Source organism: Haladaptatus sp. AB618 (assembly GCF_024136965.1).
GTDB lineage: Archaea > Halobacteriota > Halobacteria > Halobacteriales > Haladaptataceae > Haladaptatus.
In genome coordinates this window covers 37,311-58,565 of the sequence record NZ_JAMYJX010000005.1, presented here as the reverse complement: position 1 = coordinate 58,565, position 21,255 = coordinate 37,311, and the positions used below count along the sequence as shown (strand labels likewise).

General features: G+C 63.3%; 20 protein-coding genes. 6 read left to right on the top strand and 14 right to left on the bottom strand.

Annotation, left to right across the window (positions count from 1 at the left end; all coding sequences use genetic code 11):
* Positions 1-9 precede the first annotated feature (9 nt).
* Together NKF26_RS15470 and NKF26_RS15465 are read right to left on the bottom strand one after the other, a co-directional pair.
* Positions 10-891, bottom strand: a complete 882-nt coding sequence (locus NKF26_RS15470) for an NAD+ synthase (protein ID WP_253228455.1) — start codon at positions 889-891, stop codon at positions 10-12.
* Positions 892-1,014: 123 nt separating this feature from the next.
* The gene (locus NKF26_RS15465) at positions 1,015-1,590 is read right to left on the bottom strand and encodes a DNA-3-methyladenine glycosylase (RefSeq protein ID WP_253228353.1); all 576 of its coding nucleotides are present in this window, start codon (positions 1,588-1,590) and stop codon (positions 1,015-1,017) included.
* A gap of 100 nt (positions 1,591-1,690) precedes the next feature.
* Here NKF26_RS15465 and NKF26_RS15460 point away from each other — a divergent pair, with 100 nt between their 5' ends.
* Positions 1,691-2,032 (top strand): DUF6176 family protein, encoded by a 342-nt coding sequence (locus tag NKF26_RS15460; protein WP_253228352.1) that lies wholly within the window; start codon positions 1,691-1,693, stop codon positions 2,030-2,032.
* Between the two features lie 46 nt (positions 2,033-2,078).
* Here NKF26_RS15460 and NKF26_RS15455 read toward each other — a convergent pair whose 3' ends face one another.
* Together NKF26_RS15455 and NKF26_RS15450 are read right to left on the bottom strand one after the other, a co-directional pair.
* Positions 2,079-3,083, bottom strand: coding sequence for an LLM class flavin-dependent oxidoreductase (locus NKF26_RS15455; protein WP_253228351.1), 1,005 nt, complete (start codon positions 3,081-3,083; stop codon positions 2,079-2,081).
* A gap of 73 nt (positions 3,084-3,156) precedes the next feature.
* A complete protein-coding gene (locus NKF26_RS15450) occupies positions 3,157-6,144 on the bottom strand; it encodes an FAD-binding and (Fe-S)-binding domain-containing protein (protein WP_253228350.1) in 2,988 nt (995 codons plus the stop codon).
* A gap of 368 nt (positions 6,145-6,512) precedes the next feature.
* On the opposite strand from NKF26_RS15450, the gene NKF26_RS15445 reads away from it, so the two are divergent.
* Positions 6,513-6,812, top strand: coding sequence for a PadR family transcriptional regulator (locus tag NKF26_RS15445; RefSeq protein WP_253228349.1), 300 nt, complete (start codon positions 6,513-6,515; stop codon positions 6,810-6,812).
* On the opposite strand, the gene NKF26_RS15440 is transcribed toward NKF26_RS15445, so the two are convergent.
* From NKF26_RS15440 to NKF26_RS15425, 4 genes are read right to left on the bottom strand one after another with little or no spacing between them, the layout of a single operon-like run.
* A complete protein-coding gene (locus tag NKF26_RS15440; protein WP_253228348.1) occupies positions 6,809-7,456 on the bottom strand; it encodes a hypothetical protein in 648 nt (215 codons plus the stop codon). The genes NKF26_RS15445 and NKF26_RS15440 overlap by 4 nt on opposite strands.
* A gap of 51 nt (positions 7,457-7,507) precedes the next feature.
* On the bottom strand, positions 7,508-7,897 hold the full coding sequence (locus NKF26_RS15435; RefSeq protein WP_253228347.1) for a hypothetical protein: 390 nt from the start codon (positions 7,895-7,897) through the stop codon (positions 7,508-7,510).
* A gap of 29 nt (positions 7,898-7,926) precedes the next feature.
* Positions 7,927-8,622, bottom strand: a complete 696-nt coding sequence (locus tag NKF26_RS15430; protein ID WP_369682159.1) for a hypothetical protein — start codon at positions 8,620-8,622, stop codon at positions 7,927-7,929.
* Positions 8,623-8,636: 14 nt separating this feature from the next.
* Entirely contained in the window at positions 8,637-9,515 is an 879-nt protein-coding gene (locus tag NKF26_RS15425; RefSeq protein WP_253228345.1) for an NAD(P)H-binding protein, read from the bottom strand.
* A gap of 81 nt (positions 9,516-9,596) precedes the next feature.
* Between NKF26_RS15425 and NKF26_RS15420 the strand changes: the two genes are divergently transcribed.
* From NKF26_RS15420 to thrC, 4 genes are all read left to right on the top strand, one after another.
* A complete protein-coding gene (locus NKF26_RS15420) occupies positions 9,597-10,076 on the top strand; it encodes a DUF456 domain-containing protein (protein WP_253228344.1) in 480 nt (159 codons plus the stop codon).
* A 197-nt stretch (positions 10,077-10,273) separates the two neighbouring features.
* Positions 10,274-10,555, top strand: a complete 282-nt coding sequence (locus NKF26_RS15415; RefSeq protein ID WP_253228343.1) for a hypothetical protein — start codon at positions 10,274-10,276, stop codon at positions 10,553-10,555.
* A gap of 58 nt (positions 10,556-10,613) precedes the next feature.
* The gene (locus NKF26_RS15410) at positions 10,614-11,375 is read left to right on the top strand and encodes an HpcH/HpaI aldolase/citrate lyase family protein (RefSeq protein ID WP_253228342.1); all 762 of its coding nucleotides are present in this window, start codon (positions 10,614-10,616) and stop codon (positions 11,373-11,375) included.
* Positions 11,372-12,586 carry a threonine synthase gene (gene thrC, locus NKF26_RS15405; RefSeq protein ID WP_253228341.1) on the top strand — a complete coding sequence of 405 codons (1,215 nt, stop codon included), beginning with the start codon at positions 11,372-11,374 and terminating at the stop codon, positions 12,584-12,586. The genes NKF26_RS15410 and thrC overlap by 4 nt, the downstream gene beginning before the upstream one ends.
* Positions 12,587-13,084: 498 nt before the next feature.
* Here the strand turns inward: thrC and NKF26_RS15400 are convergent, their stop codons facing one another.
* From NKF26_RS15400 to NKF26_RS15375, 6 genes are all read right to left on the bottom strand, one after another.
* Positions 13,085-13,318 carry a CDGSH iron-sulfur domain-containing protein gene (locus NKF26_RS15400; protein WP_253228340.1) on the bottom strand — a complete coding sequence of 78 codons (234 nt, stop codon included), beginning with the start codon at positions 13,316-13,318 and terminating at the stop codon, positions 13,085-13,087.
* Between the two features lie 49 nt (positions 13,319-13,367).
* Positions 13,368-15,188 carry a DEAD/DEAH box helicase family protein gene (locus NKF26_RS15395; RefSeq protein WP_253228339.1) on the bottom strand — a complete coding sequence of 607 codons (1,821 nt, stop codon included), beginning with the start codon at positions 15,186-15,188 and terminating at the stop codon, positions 13,368-13,370.
* A 33-nt stretch (positions 15,189-15,221) separates the two neighbouring features.
* A complete protein-coding gene (locus NKF26_RS15390; RefSeq protein WP_253228338.1) occupies positions 15,222-16,571 on the bottom strand; it encodes a tRNA-dihydrouridine synthase in 1,350 nt (449 codons plus the stop codon).
* A gap of 204 nt (positions 16,572-16,775) precedes the next feature.
* A complete protein-coding gene (locus NKF26_RS15385) occupies positions 16,776-17,201 on the bottom strand; it encodes a DoxX family protein (protein WP_253228337.1) in 426 nt (141 codons plus the stop codon).
* Between the two features lie 126 nt (positions 17,202-17,327).
* Positions 17,328-17,885, bottom strand: a complete 558-nt coding sequence (locus NKF26_RS15380) for a thioredoxin family protein (protein WP_253228336.1) — start codon at positions 17,883-17,885, stop codon at positions 17,328-17,330.
* Positions 17,886-17,999: 114 nt separating this feature from the next.
* Positions 18,000-21,224, bottom strand: coding sequence for a glucodextranase DOMON-like domain-containing protein (locus NKF26_RS15375; RefSeq protein WP_253228335.1), 3,225 nt, complete (start codon positions 21,222-21,224; stop codon positions 18,000-18,002).
* Between the last annotated feature and the right edge of the window lie 31 nt (positions 21,225-21,255).

Below are 21,255 nucleotides of genomic sequence, written 5' to 3'. Positions count from 1 at the left end.
ATTTGGTCCTTATCGAACTCGATCGACGGGTGCATCGAGTGCGGGTGCGAATCGTCGCTCGATTTCCGACTGCTCGTAGAGGGTGATGATCGACTCGACGGTCTCCTCCTCGATGCCGACCAGTTCGGCCGTTCGTCCCGGCGAAACCGGTCCGTCGATGGTCAGCGCGAGGACGGAGTCGATGGTGTCGTAGCTGGCACCGAGGTTCTCCTCGTCGGTCCCCCCGGCACCGATTTCCGGACTCGCCTTCCGTTCGACGATCCGGTCGGGGACGCCGACGTGAGCCGATAGCTGACGAACTTGACGCTTGTACAGGTGAAGGATCGGCTGGCAGTCGACGGCCGCGTCGCCGTACTTGTCGAAGTGGCCGGTCAACCATTCGCTCCGATTGCTCGTCCCGACGACGACGCCGCTCATCTCCATCCCGTTCAGGTACTCCACGAGCGTCCGCGTTCGGACCGCCGTTATGTCGCGTTGGAATCGTCCGATCCGGTCGTTCGTCTCCCCGTGGTCGGGAAGCGCGTCCGTTATCGCATCGACTATCGGTCCTATCTCCACGACGTCGTAGTCGATACCGAGGTCGTCGGCGACACGCTCGGCGTCGCTCATCGTCTCGTCACTGCTCACCTCGCTCGGCATCACGACGCCGTAGACGTTCTCGGTTCCCAGCGCTTCGACGGCGAGATACGCGACCAGCGTGCTGTCGATTCCGCCGGACAGGCCGACGACGGCGGTATCGAGTTCGCGCGTGACGCTCATGCGCTCCTCGTCACGGTTCACGTGTTCCTCGATGAACGACAGGATTCGTTCGTGTTCGGCTTCGAGTTCCGCCTCGGTAAATCGCACGTCGAGCGGTTCGTCGGCGGTTCGTACCGTCTGGTTCGATGCCATACTCGACCGTTCGTTCCCCTCGCCGGAGTTTCTTTTCATTGCGGAAGTACTGAATTATTCTTCCCAAACAGGTTGGAACCATTGGACGTGAGTGGAATGGCGGTTCTCCCCTTGACAACTCCATCACGGATTTTTCTCGTCGGCGACGCGCCAGACGTAGAGGCTCGCGATGCTTCGATACGGTTTCCATACCGTCGCTTCCTCCCGCATTTCCGTGCGGGTTAACTCCCCGAAGAGGCGTTCCATCCCGCGACGAATGCCGAGGTCCTCGACGGGAAACACGTCCTCGCGTCCCAAGCCGAACATGAGGAACGTTTTTGCGGTCCACGCGCCGACGCCGTGGATTTCGGTCATCGTCTCGATTACGGCATCGTCCTCCATCTCCGCGAATCGCTCGCGGGTGAGGTTTCGCTCCTCGAACTCCCGCGCTGCACTTCGAAGATATTCGACCTTCTGTGCGGAAAGCCCCGCTTCCCGAAGCGTCCCCTCGTCCGCGGTGAGGAGGCTCTGCGGCGTCGGCTCGACCGATTCGAACAACCGCTCACGAATCGTCGCGGCGGCGTGCGTCGAGAGCTGTTGATTCACGATGGAGACGACGAGTCGTTCGAACGGGTCGTTCGCCGGGTCGAGCGTGAGTTGGCCGTGTTCGTCCACGTAGGGACCGAGAACCGGGTCGTCTTCGAGCGGAAGCGATGACATTCGGTTCGAACGAACGCATCGCATCCGTTTATCCGTGTGCTATCCGGGGTGAAAGTGTGAGGGCGATAGATTCTTCGGACGATAGAACCGTTCTCATGACGTGACCGAAGTAGTTCTCGTCAGACAGAAACACCACCCAGGAAAAACCGAGAAACTCCGTGCGTGGTGTGACGAACTGGAGGCGCGCGAGGACGAAGTGTTCGAGACGCTCGAAAACGAGGGTGTCCACACCGAATCCCGATTCCTTCGGTCCACTGACGACGGCGATTTCCTGTTCACGTTCATGGAAGCCGAGGACATCGCGGCCTCGAAGAAAGCCGTCGAGGAATCGGAGTTCGATATCGACGACGACCACGCGGTGGTGATGGCGGACGTCATCGTCGAGGGAAGTACGGAACTGCTGGTCCCGCTCGACCACTTTTCGCATCCGGCGCGGCCGTAAAACAGCGGAAATGGTGGGGTGTGTTGTGCGTCCTTGCGGTATAAAACTACCGGATATTCGGTGCGACGTCGTCGCCCAGTCGCTCCACGCAGTCGGCCATCGCCTCGGTACCGATTCCGGGGTGGTACGTTCGGAAGATGAAGTGCACGTCGTCGCCCAGCGCGTCGCGGTACTCGTTCAACTCCGCCGTGACTTGCTCAGGCGTGCCGAAGATGGCCTGTTCTTTCAGTTCTTGTTGTCGTTCTACCGGGAGTTCGTCCACCGACTCGCCGGAGAATATCTCGGCGTACCGTCGCTGGATGTAGAAGTAACCGGGCTTCATCGCCTCCCACGCTTCTTCCTTCGAATCGCCGACGAACCCGTGTTGGAGGACGTACACCTCGAAATCGCCCTCGATTCCTTCCTCCTCCCGAACGTGCTCGATGTCCTCTTTGCGCTTTCGGACGCCCTCGATGGACAGCGAGGAGGGCGCACACCACGCGTCCGCGACGCGTGCCGCACGCCGAACGGCGGGTTTGACGCCGCCGCCGTACATGATGGGAATTTCCGACTCGGGTTTCGGCGTCACGCTCACGTCCGGCGAGACGTCGTGGAACTCGGCGTCGTAGTCGAGTTCCCCGTCCGACCAGGAGGCACGGAGGAGTTCCGTCAGGTCGGTCATGCGTTCGACACGCTCCTCGCGTGGGACGCCGAACGATTCGAACTCGCGGGGGTTCGACCCGATGGCGAGCCCCATCGTCAGTCGTCCATCGGACAGCAGGTCGACCGTCGCGGCGTCCTCCGCGAGGCGAACGCCGTCGTAGAGCGGGGCGAGTGCGATACAGGAACCGAGTTCGACGTTCTCCGTTCGGGCGGCCAGCGCCGCGAGCGAGGGCATGGTGGAGGGGAGATAGCCGTCCTCGGCGAAGTGGTGTTCCGACACCCACATGCTGTCGAGGCCGGAAGCGTCGATCACCTCGCCCAACTCCAGCATCTCGTCGTAAATCTCGGTCATCGAACGGTCGTCGTCCGGGCGTCGCTGGCAGGTGAACAGCCCAGTCCCGAGTTTCATACTCGAAAATCGAACGCCGATACCTTAATCGTTTATAAGGATGGTTGGCGGCGAAGCGCCGCCATCTCCACCCTCAGTATGAGTTTCCGCCACTCCGGAGCGCGTCCGCGACTTTCTCGATGGGATGCGGCGGCCGCGTCTCGCCAGCGCGGTCACCGAGTTGCGTCCGGCAGGATGCGCCGGGCGCGACGACGGTTTCCGCGCCGCTGTCCTCGACTTGGTCGAACAGGATCCGTCCGATGGCCTGCGAGAGGTCGTATTGCTCGGCTCGGTAGCCGAAACTGCCCGCCATGCCACAGCACCCGCTGTCGAGGGGGTCCACCTCGTACCCTGCCCGCCGAAGGACGCCGACCGCGTGGTGGTCCCGATTGAGCGCCTTCTGGTTGCAGTGGCCGTGATAGGAGAGCGATTCGGCCACGCCGCGGAACTCCATGTCCTCGTCCAGTCGCTTGCGGTCGATGAACTCACAGACGCCGTAGGTGTTCGCCGCGACGTCCTCGACGGCGCGGTTCGAGACGAGGTCCCGATACTCGTCCTGGAACATCACCGCGTCGGAAGGTTCCACGAAGACGACCGACCAGCCGTCGTCGACCCGGGATTCGAGCGCCGCGACGTTCGCTTCCGCGTTCTCGCGCGCCGTGTCGAGGAAGCCTTCCGAGTAGGCCGCCCGTCCGCTCGGCGCGAGGTCGGTCGGCACTTGGACGTGAACGCCGGCGGCTTCGAGGACTCGGACGGCGGCCTTGCCGGGTGCCGGATAGCTGTAGTTCGTGAACGTGTCCGGGACGAACAGCACCCGCTCGGTGGCGATGTCGGGCGGCACGCGACTCCCGCGCGATTCGAACCAGTCCACGAACGTCTCACGACTGAACGTCGGCAGGTCGCGCTCGGGGGCGATACCGAGGGTCCTCTCGGCGATCGCGTCCGCTCCCGGAAGCCGCGTCGCCCAGTTCGACAGCGGGGCGAGCGCGCTCCCGAGCGCCGAAATCCTGTGCACGTTCGCGAAGAACGTTTCGCGTCGGTCCGCACCGCGTTTCTCGTGGTCGGCGTGTTTCACCTCGGCCTTCAGTTTCGCCAAATCGACGCCGGTGGGGCAGTCGTGAGCACAGCCCTTACAACCCAGACAGAGGTCCAGCACCTCCTCCTGAAACCGGTCGGTGAACAGTTCCTCGGTCGGAATCTCGCCGCTGATGGCGGCCCGAAGGAGGTTCGCCCGCCCCCGCGTCGTCGTCATCTCGTCCTTCATGCCGCGGTAGGACGGACACATCGTCTCGCTTCCGGTCTGGCGGCAGGTGCCACAGCCGTTGCAGAGTTCGACGAGGTGCGAAAAGCCGCCTTCCTCCGAAAAATCCTGCACCGTCGTCGGCTCCAGTGAGGAGTATTCCGGCCCGTAACGGAGGTTTTCTCGCATGTCGGCTTCGTCCTCGTCCCGAAACACGACCGTTCCGGGGTTCATCCGCCAGTCGGGGTCGAACGCCGTCTTGAGGTCCTGAAACGCCGTCCACAGTTGCTCGCCGTACATCTTCGGGTTGAACTCCGTTCTGGCGAGTCCGTCGCCGTGTTCGCCCGAAAACGCCCCGTGGTGGTCGAGGACGAGCGAGGTCACGTCGTCCGCGATGGAGTGCATCGTCTCGATGCCCTCGGCGTCTTTGAGGTTCAGAATCGGTCGAATGTGAAGCGTGCCGCTTCCCGCGTGGGCGAAGTAGGCCGCCGTGGTATCGTGATCTTCGAGCACGTCCATGAACTCGCGGACGTACTCCGCGAGTTCCTCCGGCGGCACCGACGCGTCCTCGATGAACGGATACGGTTTCGGATCGCCCTCCATGCTCATCAGCAGCGGAATCGCGGCCTTTCGGAGCTTCCAGAGGTCCGCCTGCTCGTCGGCCGTGTAGGCTTCGAGCACGTCGAACGCCTCGCCCGCGTGGACGAAGTTGGCGTTCGTCTCCGCGATGGCGTCCTCGAAGTCGTCCCGGAGTTCGTCGTCGAACTCCAACATCAGGGCGGCTTCCGCCCGTTCCGGAATCGGAGCGGCGTACTCCGCGAACTCCGTCGAGTCCCGGGCGAGTCGGAACACCTCGTCGTCCATCAATTCGACGGCGCTCACATCGAATTCGAGGGCTTCCGGAACCGCCTCCATCGCCGACACGAGGTCGTCGAAACAGTAGAGCGCGAGTGCGGTTTCGTCGGGGCGCGACACCAATTCCAGCGTCGCGCGCACCACGATACCGAGCGTCCCCTCCGCGCCGACGAACAGTTTCGAGAGGTTGATGTATCGGTTTCCGTCCCGCTCGGAAATCACCTTGTGGAGGTTGTAGCCGCTGACCGAGCGCTTGAGCGTCGGATAGCGCTCCTCGATAGCGTCCTCGTTGTCCTCGACGAGTCCCCGGACGGTTCGGTACAGTTCGGCCTCCCTGTCGTCACGTTCCACGATTTCGTCCCACTCCTCGCCGTCGAGTTCGACGTCGCGGGTGTGAATCAGCGACCCGTCGGCGAGGACGACGTCCAACTCGGCGGTGTACGCGTCGGTGATGCCGTAGCGAACCGAGTGCGCACCGGTGGAGTTGTTGCCGATGCCGCCGCCGACCGTGGCCCGGTTGGAGGACGCCGGATCGGGCGCGAATTTGAGCCCCCACTCCGCGAGGTAATCGTCCAAGTCGTCCTGCACGACGCCGGGTTCGACCACCGCTCGGCGCTCGTCGGGTGCGACGTCCAGAATGGAATCCATGTGGCGCGAGAAGTCGAGGACGACACACCCTTTTCCGACGGTCTGCCCCGCGAGCGACGAACCGGCACCGCGCGGGAGGACGGGCATGTCGTGGTCAGCCGCGATGCGCGCCGCTGCTTGTACGTCCTCGACATCGGTCGGGTAGACGACCCCCGCGGGCTGGGATTGGTATATGCTGCCGTCCGTCGCGTACAGGATGCGCGTGTACTGGTCGAAGCGGACGTCACCATCGACTACGGCACGCAGTTCGTTCGCGAGGGAGGGATGCGTGTCCGAGACTTCGTGACCGAGCGAGGCGCGGTACGTTTCGAGGTCGGGATTGTCGTCCCGTGTTGCCATGCGAGAGATAACCAGACACATGGGCATAAATACGGGGTTGAATAAACTTGATCCTGCTAGATATAAACAAACGTGTCTCGTACTCGATGAATCTGGAATCGTGCCCGACAGGTCTCAAAACGGACGTTTTAAGCTATCCTTTCGTTCGGAAGGCGTCCGTATTTCGACGTGTCCTACCCCGAGACGTGACGGGTGGGGAACTATCTATAAAGTTTGGCGAGAGCCATATTATGTCATTCGAACAACTGGTCCTCGATAGGAGAATAGTCGAGAGGGGGATCACGAAATCGGAAGAAGGCGTCGGGGTAGGTTGCGATTGGCCATTACTCTTTTGTCTATTGCATGATTCTGTAGGGCTAGGGAGAACCATGCACGACCTGACTGGTTTCCAGCGAGACCTTCTGTACGTCATCGCTGGTTTGGACGAACCCCACGGCCTCGCCATCAAAGAAGAACTCGAAGCGTACTACGAGAAGGAGATTCATCACGGCCGACTGTATCCGAATCTCGATTCGCTCGTCGATAAAGGGTTGGTGGAGAAGGGACAGCGAGACCGTCGGACGAACTACTACACGCTCACCCGCCGAGGAGCGCGGGAAATCGAAGCGCGACGCGAATGGGAAGAGCGCTACGTCGGCGCCGACCTCAGTCAAACGCAGACCGCTTAAGGAGAGAGTGCGGTACCGAGGACCGCCGCGTTCAACGCTCTGATCTGAGCGAACACCGAGCTTGACTCATTTACTTTGTAGCCTTCACCTGACGGAGTGAGAACGCCGAGGTCCGCGAGTGGTTCGACGTGCATCCACACTGATTTTCGGGACAGACCGACGAGTTGGTGAAGGTCGTCCTGCGTGAACACCTCGTCCTGATCCATCGCGAGTAGTGCGTCCAACAGCAGTCGTACCTCCTTCGGCCGTGTCAGGTCACGAAAGCCGTCCGACGCGCCGCGTTCGTCCGCCGCACCGCGCAACTGCGCGACTGTGTTGGCGATGACGCTTTCCGAGTTCGGGCGGTACGTTCCGTCGTCTTCGCGGAATACATGGAGTTCCACGAGGTCGTCCAGGCTTCGGTCGACGCTGTCGGCTCCTTGGTCGAGTTCGTGCGCGAGTTCCTCTAGCTCCCACTCGCCGCCGGTCGCGGCGGCGAGACGAACCAGCTCTCTGGTCGCGGGGTCGCGGGTCAGAAAGAGCCAGCCGGACGGGTAAGCCGCCCGTGCCGCCTGAATTCCTTCTTCGTCCGCAAGCCCCAACATGTCGTCTCGATTGTGGGTCGTGCGGAGGGTCCAATCTCGGGAGTCTACATGGAGCGCCATTAGATTGCATTGTCCCGCCGATGGTATATAATGGTTGTACTCCGAAAGTGACTAGTTTTCCGGATTCGACTCACACGAAACGCTCCACGAGACGGGAGATTCCGCGGACAATCGTCGATAGATAGACTTCAACCCCTCAGAACGGGTGTCCGGAAGGATGTGTAGTTCGACGGAACCGTAGCGCACGACGACGCGAAAAGTCGTGTCGTGTTCGCGGTCGCGGACGAGATACATCGGGACGGGAAGGTCGAACCAGTCGCCGTAGGTGTAGGAATCCCCGTCCAGTACCCGCTCGACGAGCGCCACGAGGTCGTTCTCGGATGGGTCGGAGTCGGGCGAGAGTCGAAACAGCGTCTCCCCTTCGTAGCAAACGCCACCCCGTCGCGGATACGTTCGGCGCGGACGGTAGGGAATCGAGAACGGTGGGTCGCTGTCGGACATGGACTATCAGCGAATTACACCGTCATCGGTTAAATAGTTGAGCGGCGGGTACGGATAAAAATCGCACTCCCGGAGACGCAGAGGACGGCGACGACGTGTCCGACCAGTGCGAGCACCAGCAGGTCGTAGCCCCAGACGAAGGGGACCAGGACGAGTTGCAACACGGCGAAGGCGATGACGACCGCATCGACACGCCGGAGGTCCTGGCGCGTTTCCGACTCGCTCGGATACTTCACGGAGACCCAGAAGCCGATGACGCTCGCCCACCACGCGGTGCCGATACGGTAGCACACGTCCCAGAGGACGAGCAGGGTGAGGAACACGGCCGGAATCGGGGGCGACGTCCCGAGCAGGGATTCGAGCAGCGGCGCTCCAGTCCGAGGCGTGTACACCAGCAGGTAGGTGACCAATGCCACGTAGGCGAGGACGCCGAGAACCACCTCGATACTCGATCCGAACAACAGTTTTCGGTACGCCATCGGAATCGTCAGATCCCGCACTCGTCGTCCGATGAGGAGCATCAGCGCGCTTCCGGCGGTGGCGACGACGATCGCCGCGGTACCCGCCGGAACGGCGTGCCAGAGGTCGTATCGCCACGCGAGCAACAGCATGAGTCCCTCGAAGAGGACGAACTGAATCGTCAGTGCGAGCCAATCGGGGAACGTGACGCCCGGAATCCCGTCCACGATGCTCTCGTAGGCCCATCGATACTCCGGCGTATTCATCCGGTTTGCCCTGCTCATGCGATTGCGCGCCGCACGGCGTCGTCGAAGGGTGTCAGTTCGATGGGAACGAGCGAGCGGATTCGGTCGTCTTCCACGACGGTGCGCGTCTTCAGTCCGAGGATGAGCGGATGCGCGACGTCTTTGGGGACGTCGGTGACCAGATCGACCCAGTAAGCCGAGAGTTGCGGCGTGAGGACGGGAACCGGGACCATCGTCGCGCGTTTGTCGAGCAGTTCGCCCGTCCGAATTACCATCTCGCCGTAGGTCAGTACGTCCGGACCGCCGATTTCGTACGTTTCACCGGCCGTCTCCGGCGTGTCGAGGACCCCGACGAGATAACCGACGACGTCCTCGATGGCGATGGGTTGGCAGTTCGTCCGGACCCATCGTGGCGTTATCATGAGCGGCAGGCGCTCGGCCAACTGTTGGACCATCCGGAAACTGGCGCTGTCGCCGCCGATGACGATGGCCGCCCGCAGGACAGTGAGGTCGTACGCCCCGGTGCCGAGGATGTACTCCACTTCCCGGCGCGATTTGAGGTGATCCGAGAGCGTGACCCGTTCTCCGCCGAGTCCGGAGAGATACACCACACGGGAGAGTTCCGCCCCCCGAGCGGCCGAAACGAAGTTCCGCGCCGCGACTCGGTCGTGTGCCATGAAGTCCTCGCTCTCGCCCATCGAGTGGACGAGGTAGTACGCGGCGTCCACTCCGTCGAAGACGCCGCGAAGGCTCTCGCGGTCGTTCAAGTCCGCTTCCACCACTGACACGCCTTCCGGCGGGTCGTACGTCGAAGCGTTCCGAGTCATCGCCACGACTTCGTGACCCCGTTCGATCAGTTCGGGGACGAGGTTGCGGCCGACGAACCCGGTTGCTCCGGCGACGAGTACCCTCATTACTCGAAACTCGGGCGCTACGGTTCAAAAGCTGTCGGGGCAACCTGAAGGGTTATGGCTCGCAACCGCCTCCTCTGTCACATGGATTGGCCCTTCCTCCTCGCCCTCGCCCTCCTGCTCGGTGGCGTTCTCGGAAGCGTCGCCCCCCTCGTGCCGGGTGTTCCCCTCTCGCTCGCGGGAATCTACGTCTACTGGTGGGGGACGAACTTCCACAGTCCCGGCCTCGCCTTCGTCACCATCGCAACGGTCGTCGGTATCGCGGCGTTCGTCGCCGACTACGCAGGAAGCGCGATTTCCGCACGCGCTGGCGGTGGATCGATGGTGTCAGCCGCCGTCGCGGCCGTCGTCGGAATCGTCGCCCTGTTCGTCACGGGACCCGTGGGAATGCTGGTCGCCGTCGCGCTCGCCACCTTCGTCGTCGAACTCACGCGGACGAACGACCTCCGACACGGTGCACGAACCGCTGGCTTCGCCGTCCTCGGCATGCTCGCGTCGGCGGTCGTTCAACTGCTCGTGACCGGTTCGCTGCTCGTCGGCTTCCTCGCCGTCGTGTTGTTCTGAACGGCCGCCTTCCGCCGCTTTTCGCCCATTTTCATTCTACCAACATGAATAATATTGTGAATTTGGAGCTCTTCGGGTCAGGCTTTCCCGTCTACGCCCGGCATCATCACGACCGGTCCAGTTACTGAACTACCGTATTGAATAATTTTAAATCAGTTGCCTGATTTGTAGATGACGACAGCCATAGGCGCCTTTCCATGCAAGCTATCGAAATCACCTACATACTACTCAGCATCGTTCTCGCGGCGACCGGCCTCACGATGGTCGGTTTGGCGATGCGTGCCTACCTTCAGACCTCCCGACGGTCGATGCTCGCCCTCTCTATCGGGTTCTCGATTCTCGTCGCGGCCGCAATCGCCACCACGTTCAGCGCGTTTCTCACGGATTTCCACAACACCAGACTGCTTTTGACGGTGAACTACGGCGTCTCGACGGTCGGCTATCTGTTCGTCATCTACAGCGTGACCGGCGCGGACTGAAGTGACTCGAATTTCCCCGACCGGACCCTATTTTTCCCTCCTTCGCGTTCGAATTCCCATGAGCCAACTCGCGGACGCAGTTCGTGCAGGTGATCGCACCGTCGGATCGTGGATTTCCATCGGCCACCCGGCAGTCGCCGAGATGAGCGCCGAACTCGGCTTCGATTTCGTCGTCATCGACGCGGAACACACGGCGATGTCGCTGGAGACGGTCGAATCGCTCGCCCGTGCAGTGGATGCGGCGAGCGGCGACACCGAACCGCTCGTCCGCGTGGCCGACGACGACCCCGCCCGACTCAAGCGCGTCCTCGACACCGGCGTTTCCGGTGTTATCGTCCCGATGGTCGAGACGGCCGACCAGGCCCGAACCATCGCGGATGCGACGCGTTACCCGCCGGACGGGATCCGCGGAGTCGCCGGAGCGCGGGCGTCGCGGTACGGACTCAGCTTGAGAAAATACTTCGAACGGGCGAACGACGAGCGTCTCGTCGTCGTCCAAATCGAATCCTCGACCGGCGTCGAAAACGCGGCCGACATCGCCGCGGTCGCAGGTATCGATGCGCTGTTCGTCGGCCCGGCGGACCTCTCCGCGTCGCTCGGTCGGTTCGGCGACACCGACTCGCTCGACACCGAGATTTCCGCTGTCTTGGCCGCAGGTCACGAGGCGGACGTCCCCGTCGGCACCATCGCGCTCGAGTCCGAAGACGTGGAGCGTTGGGCCGACGCCGGATTCGACTTTCAGGTCGTCGGCATCGACGCCGACTACTTGCTCTCGGGTGCGACGAACGCCAAGGAACGCTACGAGGACGCGATCCGATGACGGCCGAGATGACGCTCGTCTGTCATCAGTGTGGCAACGAGGTGAACGCGGAAACGCGCGCACGTTGTTCGTGCGGCGAACCGCTCTGGCCGAAGACCGATGCATCGGATTTTTCGTGGCCGACGGTCTCGGACCCCTCCATCTGGCGGTATTCGGCGTTGCTCCCGGTCGGGCATCCGTCGGCGACTCCCGGTATCTGTTCGGCGGTCGGCGGAACGCCCCTCCTTCAAACGCCGCGGTTGGACGAGTACGCCGGGTGTTCACTGTGGATCAAGGACGAGAGCGCCAATCCGACGGGCAGTTTCAAGGACCGGGGGAGTGCGGTCGGCGTCGCCCGCGCGCTCGAAACTGGCGACGAGTGGGTCGGAACCGTCTCGCACGGCAACATGGCGATGAGCATGGCCGCGACCGCCGCGGGCGCTGGCCTGAACTGCCTCGTCTTGGTCCCCGACGACATCCCGACGGAACGACTCGCCCACATCGCCCAGTTCGGTCCGACGCTCGTGCAGGTCGAAGGTGACTACGGGCGACTGTACGACGTGAGTCTCGAATTTTCGGATATTCGGTTCGTGAACTCCGACGCGCCGCTTCGGGTCGCGGGCCAGAAGACGACGGCGCTCGAAATCTGTGAGTCGTTCGCCGCACGAGGAACCGGTTCGACCGTACCGGATGCCATCGTCGCGCCGGTCAGCAGCGGCGGGCACGCCAGCGCCATCTGGAACGCCCTCCGTGAACTCCGGAGCGCGGGGTTGCTGGATTCCGCGTCGCTTCCGCGACTCTACTTCGTGCAGGCCGCCGCTTGCGACCCGATTGCGAGGGCGTATCGGGAGGGAGCGAACGAGGTCGAACCCGTCGAGGGTGGCGAAACCGTGGCGTACTCCATCGCCAACGCGTCTCCTCCGAGCGGCAACCGAGTCCTCGCGGCGGTTCGTGATACGGGCGGTGCCGTGCTCTCAGTCGAGGACGATGCGATTCTCGATGCGAAACGTCACCTTGCCAGTCGTGCGGGGTTGTGCGTCGAACCCGCCTCCGCGACGACGCTCGCGGGAATCCGTCGGCTTTCCTCGGCGGGCGAAATCGCTCACGACGAGTCGATCGTCGCCATCGCGACCGGCACCGGGTTTCGTGAACGCTCGTCCATGACCGACCGCCCCGAATCGGTCCGGATCGACGACTTGCCGTCGCGCGTGGAGTCCTTGGTGTCCGGATAGCACTTCGCCAGTATCGTCTCGCTCTCGATGGTCGCGCCGTTCACCATCACGTCCACGCTCGTGAACACGATGCCGTTTCCGTACGGTTCGACCGTTTTCCCCGTCATCGGTCCGACGAGCGCCTTCCCTCGGTGGCCCGTGACGGTGTCCTCGTAGTAGATGACGAGGTCGTACTGCACGTCCTTCGGTTCGACCCTGACGGTCACGTTCCGGCAGGTGTAGTCGATGTCGGCGGTCACGTCGACCGTCTGGAGCGCCGTAGCGTCCGCTGTCGGTGTTTCGTCCCCTGTCGCCGGTTTACCGGTCGCGACCGTTTCCCCACCCAAACCGATCCCGGTGACCACGACGACGACGATCGCGGTCGTCACCAGTTTCCGTCCCATTCTCCCGAGATGCATACCGTCGGCACGCCATCGATTCGGTTAGGCGTTGTTGCCGACCCCGCTGGTCGTGTTTTCCGCTACTCGTCGCGTTCTCCGCTATTTGTCGCGTTCTTCCCTATTCGCCGCCGTCCTTGTAGACGATCTCCTCGATTTCGCGCCGCTCGCCGTCCTCGTACCGATACACTGTCCCCGCCTCCTCGTCCCTCGTGGTTCGGTGCGTGCCGTCGCAGAATGGGTAGTCCGACGAGAGACCGCACATGCAGATGGCGATGTTCCCCTTCTCGTCGTCGAAATCGTCTTCATCAACTTTCAGCGGACCGGTCGCATCGTGTCGCACTTCGCGGGCCATGGTTCGACTTGTGCCCGACCGTACTTCAGTCCCGTCGCCGACTTCCGGGCTACTCCTCGTCCCGTTCGTCCAGCACGGTTTCCTGAATCCGGATTCCTTTCGACGCCAGATGGCGCAACTGCTGACGGGCGAACTCCTCCTCGCGGGTGCCGCGCGTCGCCAGCACGTACATCCGGGCGCGTCCGGCGGGGCGCATGGTCCGTCCGGCGCGCTGTGCACCTTGCCGCCGTGACCCGCCGAGACCGGACGCGACGATGGCGATTTCGGCGTCCGGGAGGTCGATACCCTCGTCGCCGACGCGGGAGATAACGAGGGTGTCTTCACGCCCGTCGCGGAACGCCTGCAAGTGACGTTCGCGTTCCGGGTGGCGCATCTGTCCGCTCAGGAACGGCACGTCGAGGGCCTCCGCGATCCGGTCGCCCTGTTCGAGGTACTCCACGAACACCAGCGCCTTCGAGGTGGGATGTTCGGCGAGGAGGAACCGGATCTCGTCCAATTTTGCGGGATTCGTCGCCGCGATCTGGCGCTTACCGCGCCCGTCGGCGTTTGCGTACTCGCCCTGATAGGTCTCCTCGTCCCAGCCGACGTACCGTATCTCGACTTCCGGCTCCGCGACGAACCCGGCCTCGAACAGCGCGTCCCAATCGGTTCCGATTGGGGGGCCGATGAGCGTGAAGATGTCCTTTTCTTTGTCATCTTCCCTGACAGGAGTAGCGGACAGTCCCAAGCGGTGCTTCGATTGGAGGTTCGCGCTCCGGCGGAAGACTCTGGATGGAATATGCTGACATTCGTCGTACACGATGAGTCCCCAACGTCGCTGGTCGAACAACTGTCGATGGCGGTCCATCCCGGCGGTTTGGTAGGTCGCAATCGTCACCGGCCGGACGTTCTTCTCGCCGCCGTGGTACTCGCCGACCTGCTCTCGCGTGAGGGTGGTGTGGGCCAGTAGTTCGTCGCGCCACTGCCCGGCGAGTTCGCGGCCGGGAACCAGAATCAGCGTCTCGCCGGAGACGGCTTCGAGGACGCCCATCGCGGCCACCGTTTTCCCGCTGCCGGGCGGGCCGACGAGGACGCCGGATTTCAGGTCGATGAACTCCTCGACCCACTCGCGCTGGTAGTCGCGCAGGGAGAGCGCGCACTCGACGGGCAGTTCGTCGCCCGTCTCCAACTCGCGTTCGTCCTGAACGGGATACCCCGCCTCGTACAGGATTCGCTTGACTTCCGCGACCTTGTCCTCGGCCACCCAGCTCTCGTCGTCGGCGATGGGAGCCCGGAGGTGGTTATCGTTCAACTTCTGCCGGGCGACGTTCCCCATCAGGTCGTCGCTTGCGGCCTGCAGGACGACGTAGCCGTCCTCGTGGGTGTAGAGGCGGAACTGCTTCGCTCGTTTCCACTGCCCCTCGATGAACGACTCCAAATCCGGCGACGGTTCGGGGAGCACCTGCCGGACGGTTCGCATCAGGTTATCGAGCGAGTCGTAGGGTGCGGACCAGATGTCCTCCTGTCGAACCTGATAGCTGTAGCTCCCGGCCCGCGTCGTGTCGGTGAGGTGGGCGAACTGCGAAAGCTGTGCTCGCGTGAACTGTTCGGGCTGGTCGGCGACGATCTCGCGGCGCTTCGGGAACACCACGATTCGCTCGCGGTCGGCCAGTCGCTCCCACTCCGTCGGGAACCAGACCACCGGGTCGTTCTCCACGTCGAGGCGCGTCACGTCGCGCTCGTCCCGCAGTCGTTCGAGTGCGCGGTTGGCGTCCTCGTGCGAACGGTCGAGGACGCGGGCGACTTCGTCGGCGGTGAGCACCGGCCGCCCGATTTCCTCGATGGCGTCGTAAAAGTCCGAAATCTCGTACTCGTGCTCGTCGTCGGTCACTGCCCTTCGTTTGGATGCCCCCTCGAATACCCGTTACGACTCGGTGCGGTCGGCGTCGGTTTCGCTCCAGTTTCGCTCGTAGGCACCCTCTTTCCGGAGTTTCCCGCTCCGTTCGAGCACGCTCGGGGTGCGACAGACGCCGCGAGCACCGGCCGCCTGCGGAACGGTGCAGTTGTTGCAGTTCTCGCAGGCGACGGCCGCCTTCTTCCCTTCCAAAATCCGCGCCGGAAGCCGTGGCTCGGCGTAGAACGGCCTCCCCATTCCTACCGCATCACAGGACCCGTCCGCGAGCAGTCGGTCGATCTGCGGTCGATTTCGAATCCCGCCCTCGGCCAGCACGGGGATCGAAACCCGCTCCGCCACGCGGCGAGTGAACGGCCGATTCCACGCCGGGTCGAAGTCGTATTTCAGCGATTGGAGCCAGTTGAGCAGGGCGACGACGGCGGCGCGTGGCTTGCTCCCGAACGCCTCCTCGTACCCCTCTCGGAACCGCTCGTCGCGCCACGCGCGGGCCGGAAACGCCCCGCGGATGATGCTCGCGTCCCAGAACACTGAGGCCTGTACCGGCACGACAGCGTCGAAACCGGCCGCCTCCAATCGGTCGCAGATTCGAATCCCGTCGGCGAGCGAGAGATGTCGCCGGACGAAGACGGGAGCGGTCGTTTCGGCCGGTACTTTCGTCATGATCGGCACGTCGGGACCGACGCGTTCCCGAATCTCGTCGTACACGACTTCGAGGAATCTCGTTCGGGCGGCCAGCGACCCGCCGAACTCGTCGTCGCGCCGGTTGTAGAACGGCGAGAGGAACTGCTGGACGATGCCCATGTTCGCCCCGGCGATGTGAATCCCGTCGTAGCCCGCGTCAACCGCGCACGCCGCCGACCGGCCGAAATCAGCCGCGAGGTCGTACACCTCTCCCGTCGAAAGGACGTGTGGGTCGTAGTCCAGAAAGCTCAGTGTATCGAGCAGTCGAAGAACGGCTGGCGGTCGGGAAACCGCCAGTTGCCGTAAATCGGGATGTTTCCGGCGATAGCCCGCGTGCCACGTCTCCATGCTCCGCAAGCCGCCGTGTTCCAGTTGGATGAAAATTCGGCTTCCGGTCCCGTGGCCGTGAATCGCGTCCGTGAGTCGGGAGAGACGGGAAACGAACCCCGAGTCGTGCACCCGCGTCATCCCCGGCGCGGCACAGCCCCCCGTCCCGCGGACGATGGTCGCCCCTTGACAGATCAGTCCCACGCCGGACTCAGCGGCGGGTTCGAGTTCCCGAATCAGGACGTCCACCGCGTCCTCGCCGTTGCCAGCACATTCGAGCAACGGGGCGCGATAGAGCCGATTCGGCAGTTCGATACCCCCGATTTCCAGCGGGTCTTCGAGTTGCGGCACGTTGACGGTGAATTCGTCCGATTCGCTCGTAAAGGTTTGCGCGAAAACAACGGCCTCGTGGGGAGTGGTCGATTTTTCGATTCGGAGGACTGTCGCTGCTGGGTGGCTGTGCTCCTAACAGATAACGTCCGAAAGTCGAAATCACCACACCTGAAGCTACTCCCGTTCGAAAATTCGAAATGGAAAAGACCGCACGCGACCGCCTTATCGTTCGCTCTGTTGCTTCTTCTTCGCCTTTTCGTTCTCGGCAACGCCGAGGAAGGCGAATGCCGCGCCCAGCATGGCGGCGTTCTTCAAGAAGTGGTTCTGTTCGTTCCCCCGTTCCTGTCCCTCCTGATTCCAGAAGTCGTGGGTGAACGGCGTGACGCCGACCAAGAAGCTGATGGCGGCGCTGGCGGCGAGTCCAGGAAGCTTCCACAGACTGATTCCGACGCCGCCGACGACGAGGAGCCAGTGGGACGCCACCACGGACAACTCGGGCATCGGGATGCCTTTCGCTTCCGCGTAGCCCGCCTGTGCTTCGATGTTTCGAAATCCGGAAATCCCCATGTACGTCAGCAGGCCGCCGAAGATCACTCTGGCGAGCCTGAATCCGGTTGATTTTGCTACCGTGTCGCTGCTTTCTGCCATGGCTGACTACACGTCCAATCGCCACTTATAGCTGATTCCCAAAATGTTCGGTATCGCTCACGTCGGGTCCTGACATCGGTGTTACCGCCCCGGATGCTACCGATTATTGCTTTTATTTGTTCCCTTTCATTTCCACTTGATCGAGCACCCACGCGACGGCAGGAACTCCAAGTCAACGTCCTCGCCCGCGAGCACGCTGTCGATGGCGTCGCGGATGTAGAACTCGGTGGCTTCGGCGTCGGGATTCAACGCGTCGTCGAGTCGGCCGTGGTAGGCCAGCGTGAACGTGTCGCCCTCGTTACGGAGCAGGAACGGGTCGGGCGTGCAGACCGCGCCGTAGGACTCCGCGACTTCCTGTGTCTCGTCGTGGAGGTAGGCGTCGTAGGCGATGGTTCCGTTCTGAACCATCTCCTGCATGTTGTCGAAGGAGTCCTCCGGGTACTCCTCGGCGTCGTTCGCGTTGACGCCGACGACGGCCACGTCGTCGTACTCCTCCGCGAGGTCGTTCAGCAGGTCGAACTTCGCCTTCGCGTAGGGACAGTGGTTGCAGGTGAACACGAGCAACACGGCGTTGTTGTCGGAGAAGTCCGACAGCGTGTGAAAGACTCCGTCAGTGCCGCGCAGTTCGAAGTTCGGCACCGGATCGTCGCGTCCGATTTTCTCCTCGGATTCCTTCAGTACCATATCTACTCGTTTTCACCGAACCCTCAAAACAGGTTCGCCCACATCAGGTGGTTTTCGTCGGTGAAAACAGCGGAAACGGTGGTCTCGTGGAATCGCCCCGTCTCCCTTCCGCTCTCAGAGCGACAGGTACGGAATCGTCGCCAACTCGTCCGCCGAGTAGGCGAGGGCGTCGGACTGACTCACGCCGTCGGGCGTCACGAGGTCGATGACGTTCGGGTTCATCGAGTCGTCGCGCCCGCCGCCGAAGGTGTAGCCGCCAGCAGTCGCGTTGACGGGTCGAATCCGGCCCGGACTGTAGCCGTCCTGTCCGAGCAGCAGCGGCACGAGTCGCATGCCCGTCAGGTCGCCGAACACCGATTTCGGCAGTTCGAGTTTCACCGCATCGACCGACCCGTACCCCGTTATCGTCACGTCCTGCGTGAGTTCGCCTCCGTCGGCACCTTCGACGCGGGCCGGAACGAATCCTTCCGCGACGACGCGGTAGTGGTACGGCGCTTCGAACGTCGCGTTGACGCCCTCGCGTGCGGCCGTCGTCCCGTCCGCGTCCGACTCGTCGGGGTCACGGAGGTACACCTGAATCGTCTGGAGCGACAGTTTGTTGCCGCCCCACGGGTTCGTCAACTCGCCCGCGAGGGAGAGCAGGAACTGATAGCTGTCGTCGGTCTCGTAGACGCCGAACCCCTTGATGTCGAACGCGCCGTCCACGAACTCGCCGGAGGTCGGATAGGTGTACGAACCCGGTCCGTCGTCGTCGCCTTCGGGGTCGTCCCACGTCGCAACCTCGTCACCCACATCGACGTATGCGACCGTCTTCCGTCGCACCACCGTGCCCAACTCGTCCAACGAGTCGGTGTCCGTTGCGGCCGCCACGGTGATGCCGCTCTCCCCGTCGCCGACTTCGACTTCGACGCTGAACTCGCCGCCCTCGCGGACGACGGTATCGGTCGGCGTCTTCACGACGACCGTCGCGCCGTCGGTTTCCCCGGAAATCGTCACGGTTCGATCCGTGACCGGCGAGGACGGGAACTCGACCGAGAGGTTCGGTCCGTCCGGGACCTCGCCGTCGGCGTATCGCCCTGCCACGAACTTCGGCGTCTCGACCGGCCGTCCGGCCTCGACGCCGTAGGCGAGGCGGACGAACTGCGCCATGCTCCACGAGAGCGGGGTCGCCGACCCGGTTCCTTCACCGAACTCCCACCCGTAGTCGGTCGGGTCGGGTCGGTCCCACACTTGCTCGGGAATCATCCCGCCCGAGTTGGCGAACTTCGCCATCGTACCGAGCAGGGATTTCGGGTCGTACCGGCGCTCGCACCCCGTGAGAAGTTCGTACTCGCCACGCTCGCCGGTGAAGATGGGCCAGAGTCGGCCCTGTCCTTCGTTGTCGAGCGTCCACGGACCGCCCTCGCGGTAGTCGTCGTTCGGGTCCTCCCCCTGTTCGCCGTAGCCGTCGTCGTTGTAGCGGTAGAACGCCGGACCGTACGGCGTCTCGACTTTGATGGTGTCGTCCACGACGGCCAACGAGTTCCGAACGACCGGGTCGTCCCACGGCTTGACGCCGAGACGGACGAGTTCGAGGAATCCCGCGTCGATGACGTTCCGCTCGTCCAGCGTCGGCCCGCCGTTGTTGATGGCCCGTGGTGCCCCGTCGTCGGGATCAGTATCGTCGTTGATGCGGAAGTAGTAGGGCGTGTTCGTGTGTTTCTCGGTCCCCTCCGTCGTCGCCATCCACTCCTCGGTCTTCGCTTGCCAATCGTCGGCCAGCGCGAGGTAGACGAGCGCGTCGGCGTCCTCCCCTTCCGTGTCGGCAAGCGCGGCGGAGCAGGCGAGCCCGGCGATTTCGGCCGCCGTCGTGCTCGGCGAGTAGCCCGACTCCTCCTCCCATCGTTCCTGGCCGGTCGCCGGACCGTGCCCGACGACGTACTCCGTCGAGCGGCGAACGTTCCCGTAATCGTAGCTCACGTCGTCGAACCCGATGCCGTGGCGCTCGTGCAGTTGGTACGCCATGATCTGCGGGAACGAGATGTTGTCCATCTGTTCGCCGCCCCAGCGCGTTCGCCCGTCGAGGAACGTGTTTTGGGGCAGGAATCCCTCCTCGTCCTGCTGATACTCGTACAGGTATTCGACGGCAGCAATCGCGCTCTCCTCGTCTCCCATCGCCGACATCGCCGTGAACGCCTGATACAGGTCGCGCGACCAGACGAAGTTGTAGCCGTAATCCGACGGTTCGTTCGCCACCACGGCGTCGCCCCACGGGACGCTCGGACTGGCGACCCCCGCACCGCGGAACCGCTTCGACTCGGCCGCTTTCAGTGCCATCGCGCTGGCGTTGAACTGCCGTCGTAGGTCCGAATCACTTCGCACGCTCTTCGGTACGTCGACGCCCTGCAGATAGCTCCGCCACGATTTCGCGTAGCGCGCTCGTACCTTCGAAAACGGCGAGGAGAGCGCCGATTTCGCCTCCGCGTACGCACTCCTTTCGTCCGCGTTTTCGGCGAAGCCGAGCGCGACGGTGGCCTTCAGGTGTTCCGTTTTCGTTCCGAGACGCCCGACGAGGGCGATGTTCCCGGTCGCCTCGTCGTATCTCGTGTCCGCCGATCCGTCCGTCAGTAGCGGCGAGATGCTGTCGCCGCCGATCACGTCGACCGTCGTCCACTCGAATCCGGCATCCGCGACGAGCGCCCCGGCGACGTTGTACGGGTCGCCGTTCTCGTCCAGAATGACGGCATCGCCGTCGTTTTCGGCCGTGTCGTGTCCCGCCAAGTACTTCGAACTCCCATCGGATTTCGCGTGACCCATGTCGCTCATTCCGCTGTTGGAGAACGCCGTGTCGGCGAGGGCGTACACGTCGTACTTCGTGCTCCCGCTGAACTTCACGTCCGCGAGAAGCGCGTCGTGGTCCGGATGCGCCGCGTACTCCACGACGAGTTCCCAATTTCGGTCGCCGGTCGCGGTTATCGTCTGCCGGAACGAGAGCGAATCGTCGTCGACCATCTCGGTCGTTCGCTCGACGCCTTCCTCGTCGTCGTCCAATCGAGAGACGTCGAACGAGCGAGCGACGTAGCCCTCTTTCGGCGCGGCAACGACGAAATCGAGCGTTCGGAGGTTGATATAGTCGATCCGCGGGAACCGCGTTTCGGTCAGCGCGCCCTCGGTGAGGGTGAACCAGACCCGCGACGGGTCGTCCGCGTCGTGGTCGGCGACGGTGCCGACGCCGTACTTCTCGCCCGTCGTCCAGTGGGCGTCGGTGCCGCCGGTCGGCATTCCCTCCGCCGTTATCGGTGTCGCCATCGCCCCGGTAACGCCCGCCCCCAGCAGTGTCAGCGCGGTCCGCCTCGTCATATCGAATGTTTTCTCGCGCACGACACAATCT

Excerpts from the sequence above, each read along its gene's own strand:
- NKF26_RS15380 (WP_253228336.1), bottom strand. The coding sequence starts at position 17,885 with ATGGTACTGAAGGAATCCGAGGAGAAAATCGGACGCGACGATCCGGTG.
- thrC (WP_253228341.1), top strand. The coding sequence starts at position 11,372 with ATGACGGCCGAGATGACGCTCGTCTGTCATCAGTGTGGCAACGAGGTG.
- NKF26_RS15385 (WP_253228337.1), bottom strand. The coding sequence starts at position 17,201 with ATGGCAGAAAGCAGCGACACGGTAGCAAAATCAACCGGATTCAGGCTC.
- NKF26_RS15430 (WP_369682159.1), bottom strand. The coding sequence starts at position 8,622 with ATGAATACGCCGGAGTATCGATGGGCCTACGAGAGCATCGTGGACGGG.
- NKF26_RS15435 (WP_253228347.1), bottom strand. The coding sequence starts at position 7,897 with ATGTCCGACAGCGACCCACCGTTCTCGATTCCCTACCGTCCGCGCCGA.
- NKF26_RS15440 (WP_253228348.1), bottom strand. The coding sequence starts at position 7,456 with ATGGCGCTCCATGTAGACTCCCGAGATTGGACCCTCCGCACGACCCAC.
- NKF26_RS15375 (WP_253228335.1), bottom strand. The coding sequence starts at position 21,224 with ATGACGAGGCGGACCGCGCTGACACTGCTGGGGGCGGGCGTTACCGGG.
- NKF26_RS15450 (WP_253228350.1), bottom strand. The coding sequence starts at position 6,144 with ATGGCAACACGGGACGACAATCCCGACCTCGAAACGTACCGCGCCTCG.
- NKF26_RS15415 (WP_253228343.1), top strand. The coding sequence starts at position 10,274 with ATGCAAGCTATCGAAATCACCTACATACTACTCAGCATCGTTCTCGCG.
- NKF26_RS15420 (WP_253228344.1), top strand. The coding sequence starts at position 9,597 with ATGGATTGGCCCTTCCTCCTCGCCCTCGCCCTCCTGCTCGGTGGCGTT.
- NKF26_RS15465 (WP_253228353.1), bottom strand. The coding sequence starts at position 1,590 with ATGTCATCGCTTCCGCTCGAAGACGACCCGGTTCTCGGTCCCTACGTG.
- NKF26_RS15400 (WP_253228340.1), bottom strand. The coding sequence starts at position 13,318 with ATGGCCCGCGAAGTGCGACACGATGCGACCGGTCCGCTGAAAGTTGAT.
- NKF26_RS15470 (WP_253228455.1), bottom strand. The coding sequence starts at position 891 with ATGGCATCGAACCAGACGGTACGAACCGCCGACGAACCGCTCGACGTG.
- NKF26_RS15455 (WP_253228351.1), bottom strand. The coding sequence starts at position 3,083 with ATGAAACTCGGGACTGGGCTGTTCACCTGCCAGCGACGCCCGGACGAC.
- NKF26_RS15410 (WP_253228342.1), top strand. The coding sequence starts at position 10,614 with ATGAGCCAACTCGCGGACGCAGTTCGTGCAGGTGATCGCACCGTCGGA.
- NKF26_RS15445 (WP_253228349.1), top strand. The coding sequence starts at position 6,513 with ATGCACGACCTGACTGGTTTCCAGCGAGACCTTCTGTACGTCATCGCT.
- NKF26_RS15425 (WP_253228345.1), bottom strand. The coding sequence starts at position 9,515 with ATGAGGGTACTCGTCGCCGGAGCAACCGGGTTCGTCGGCCGCAACCTC.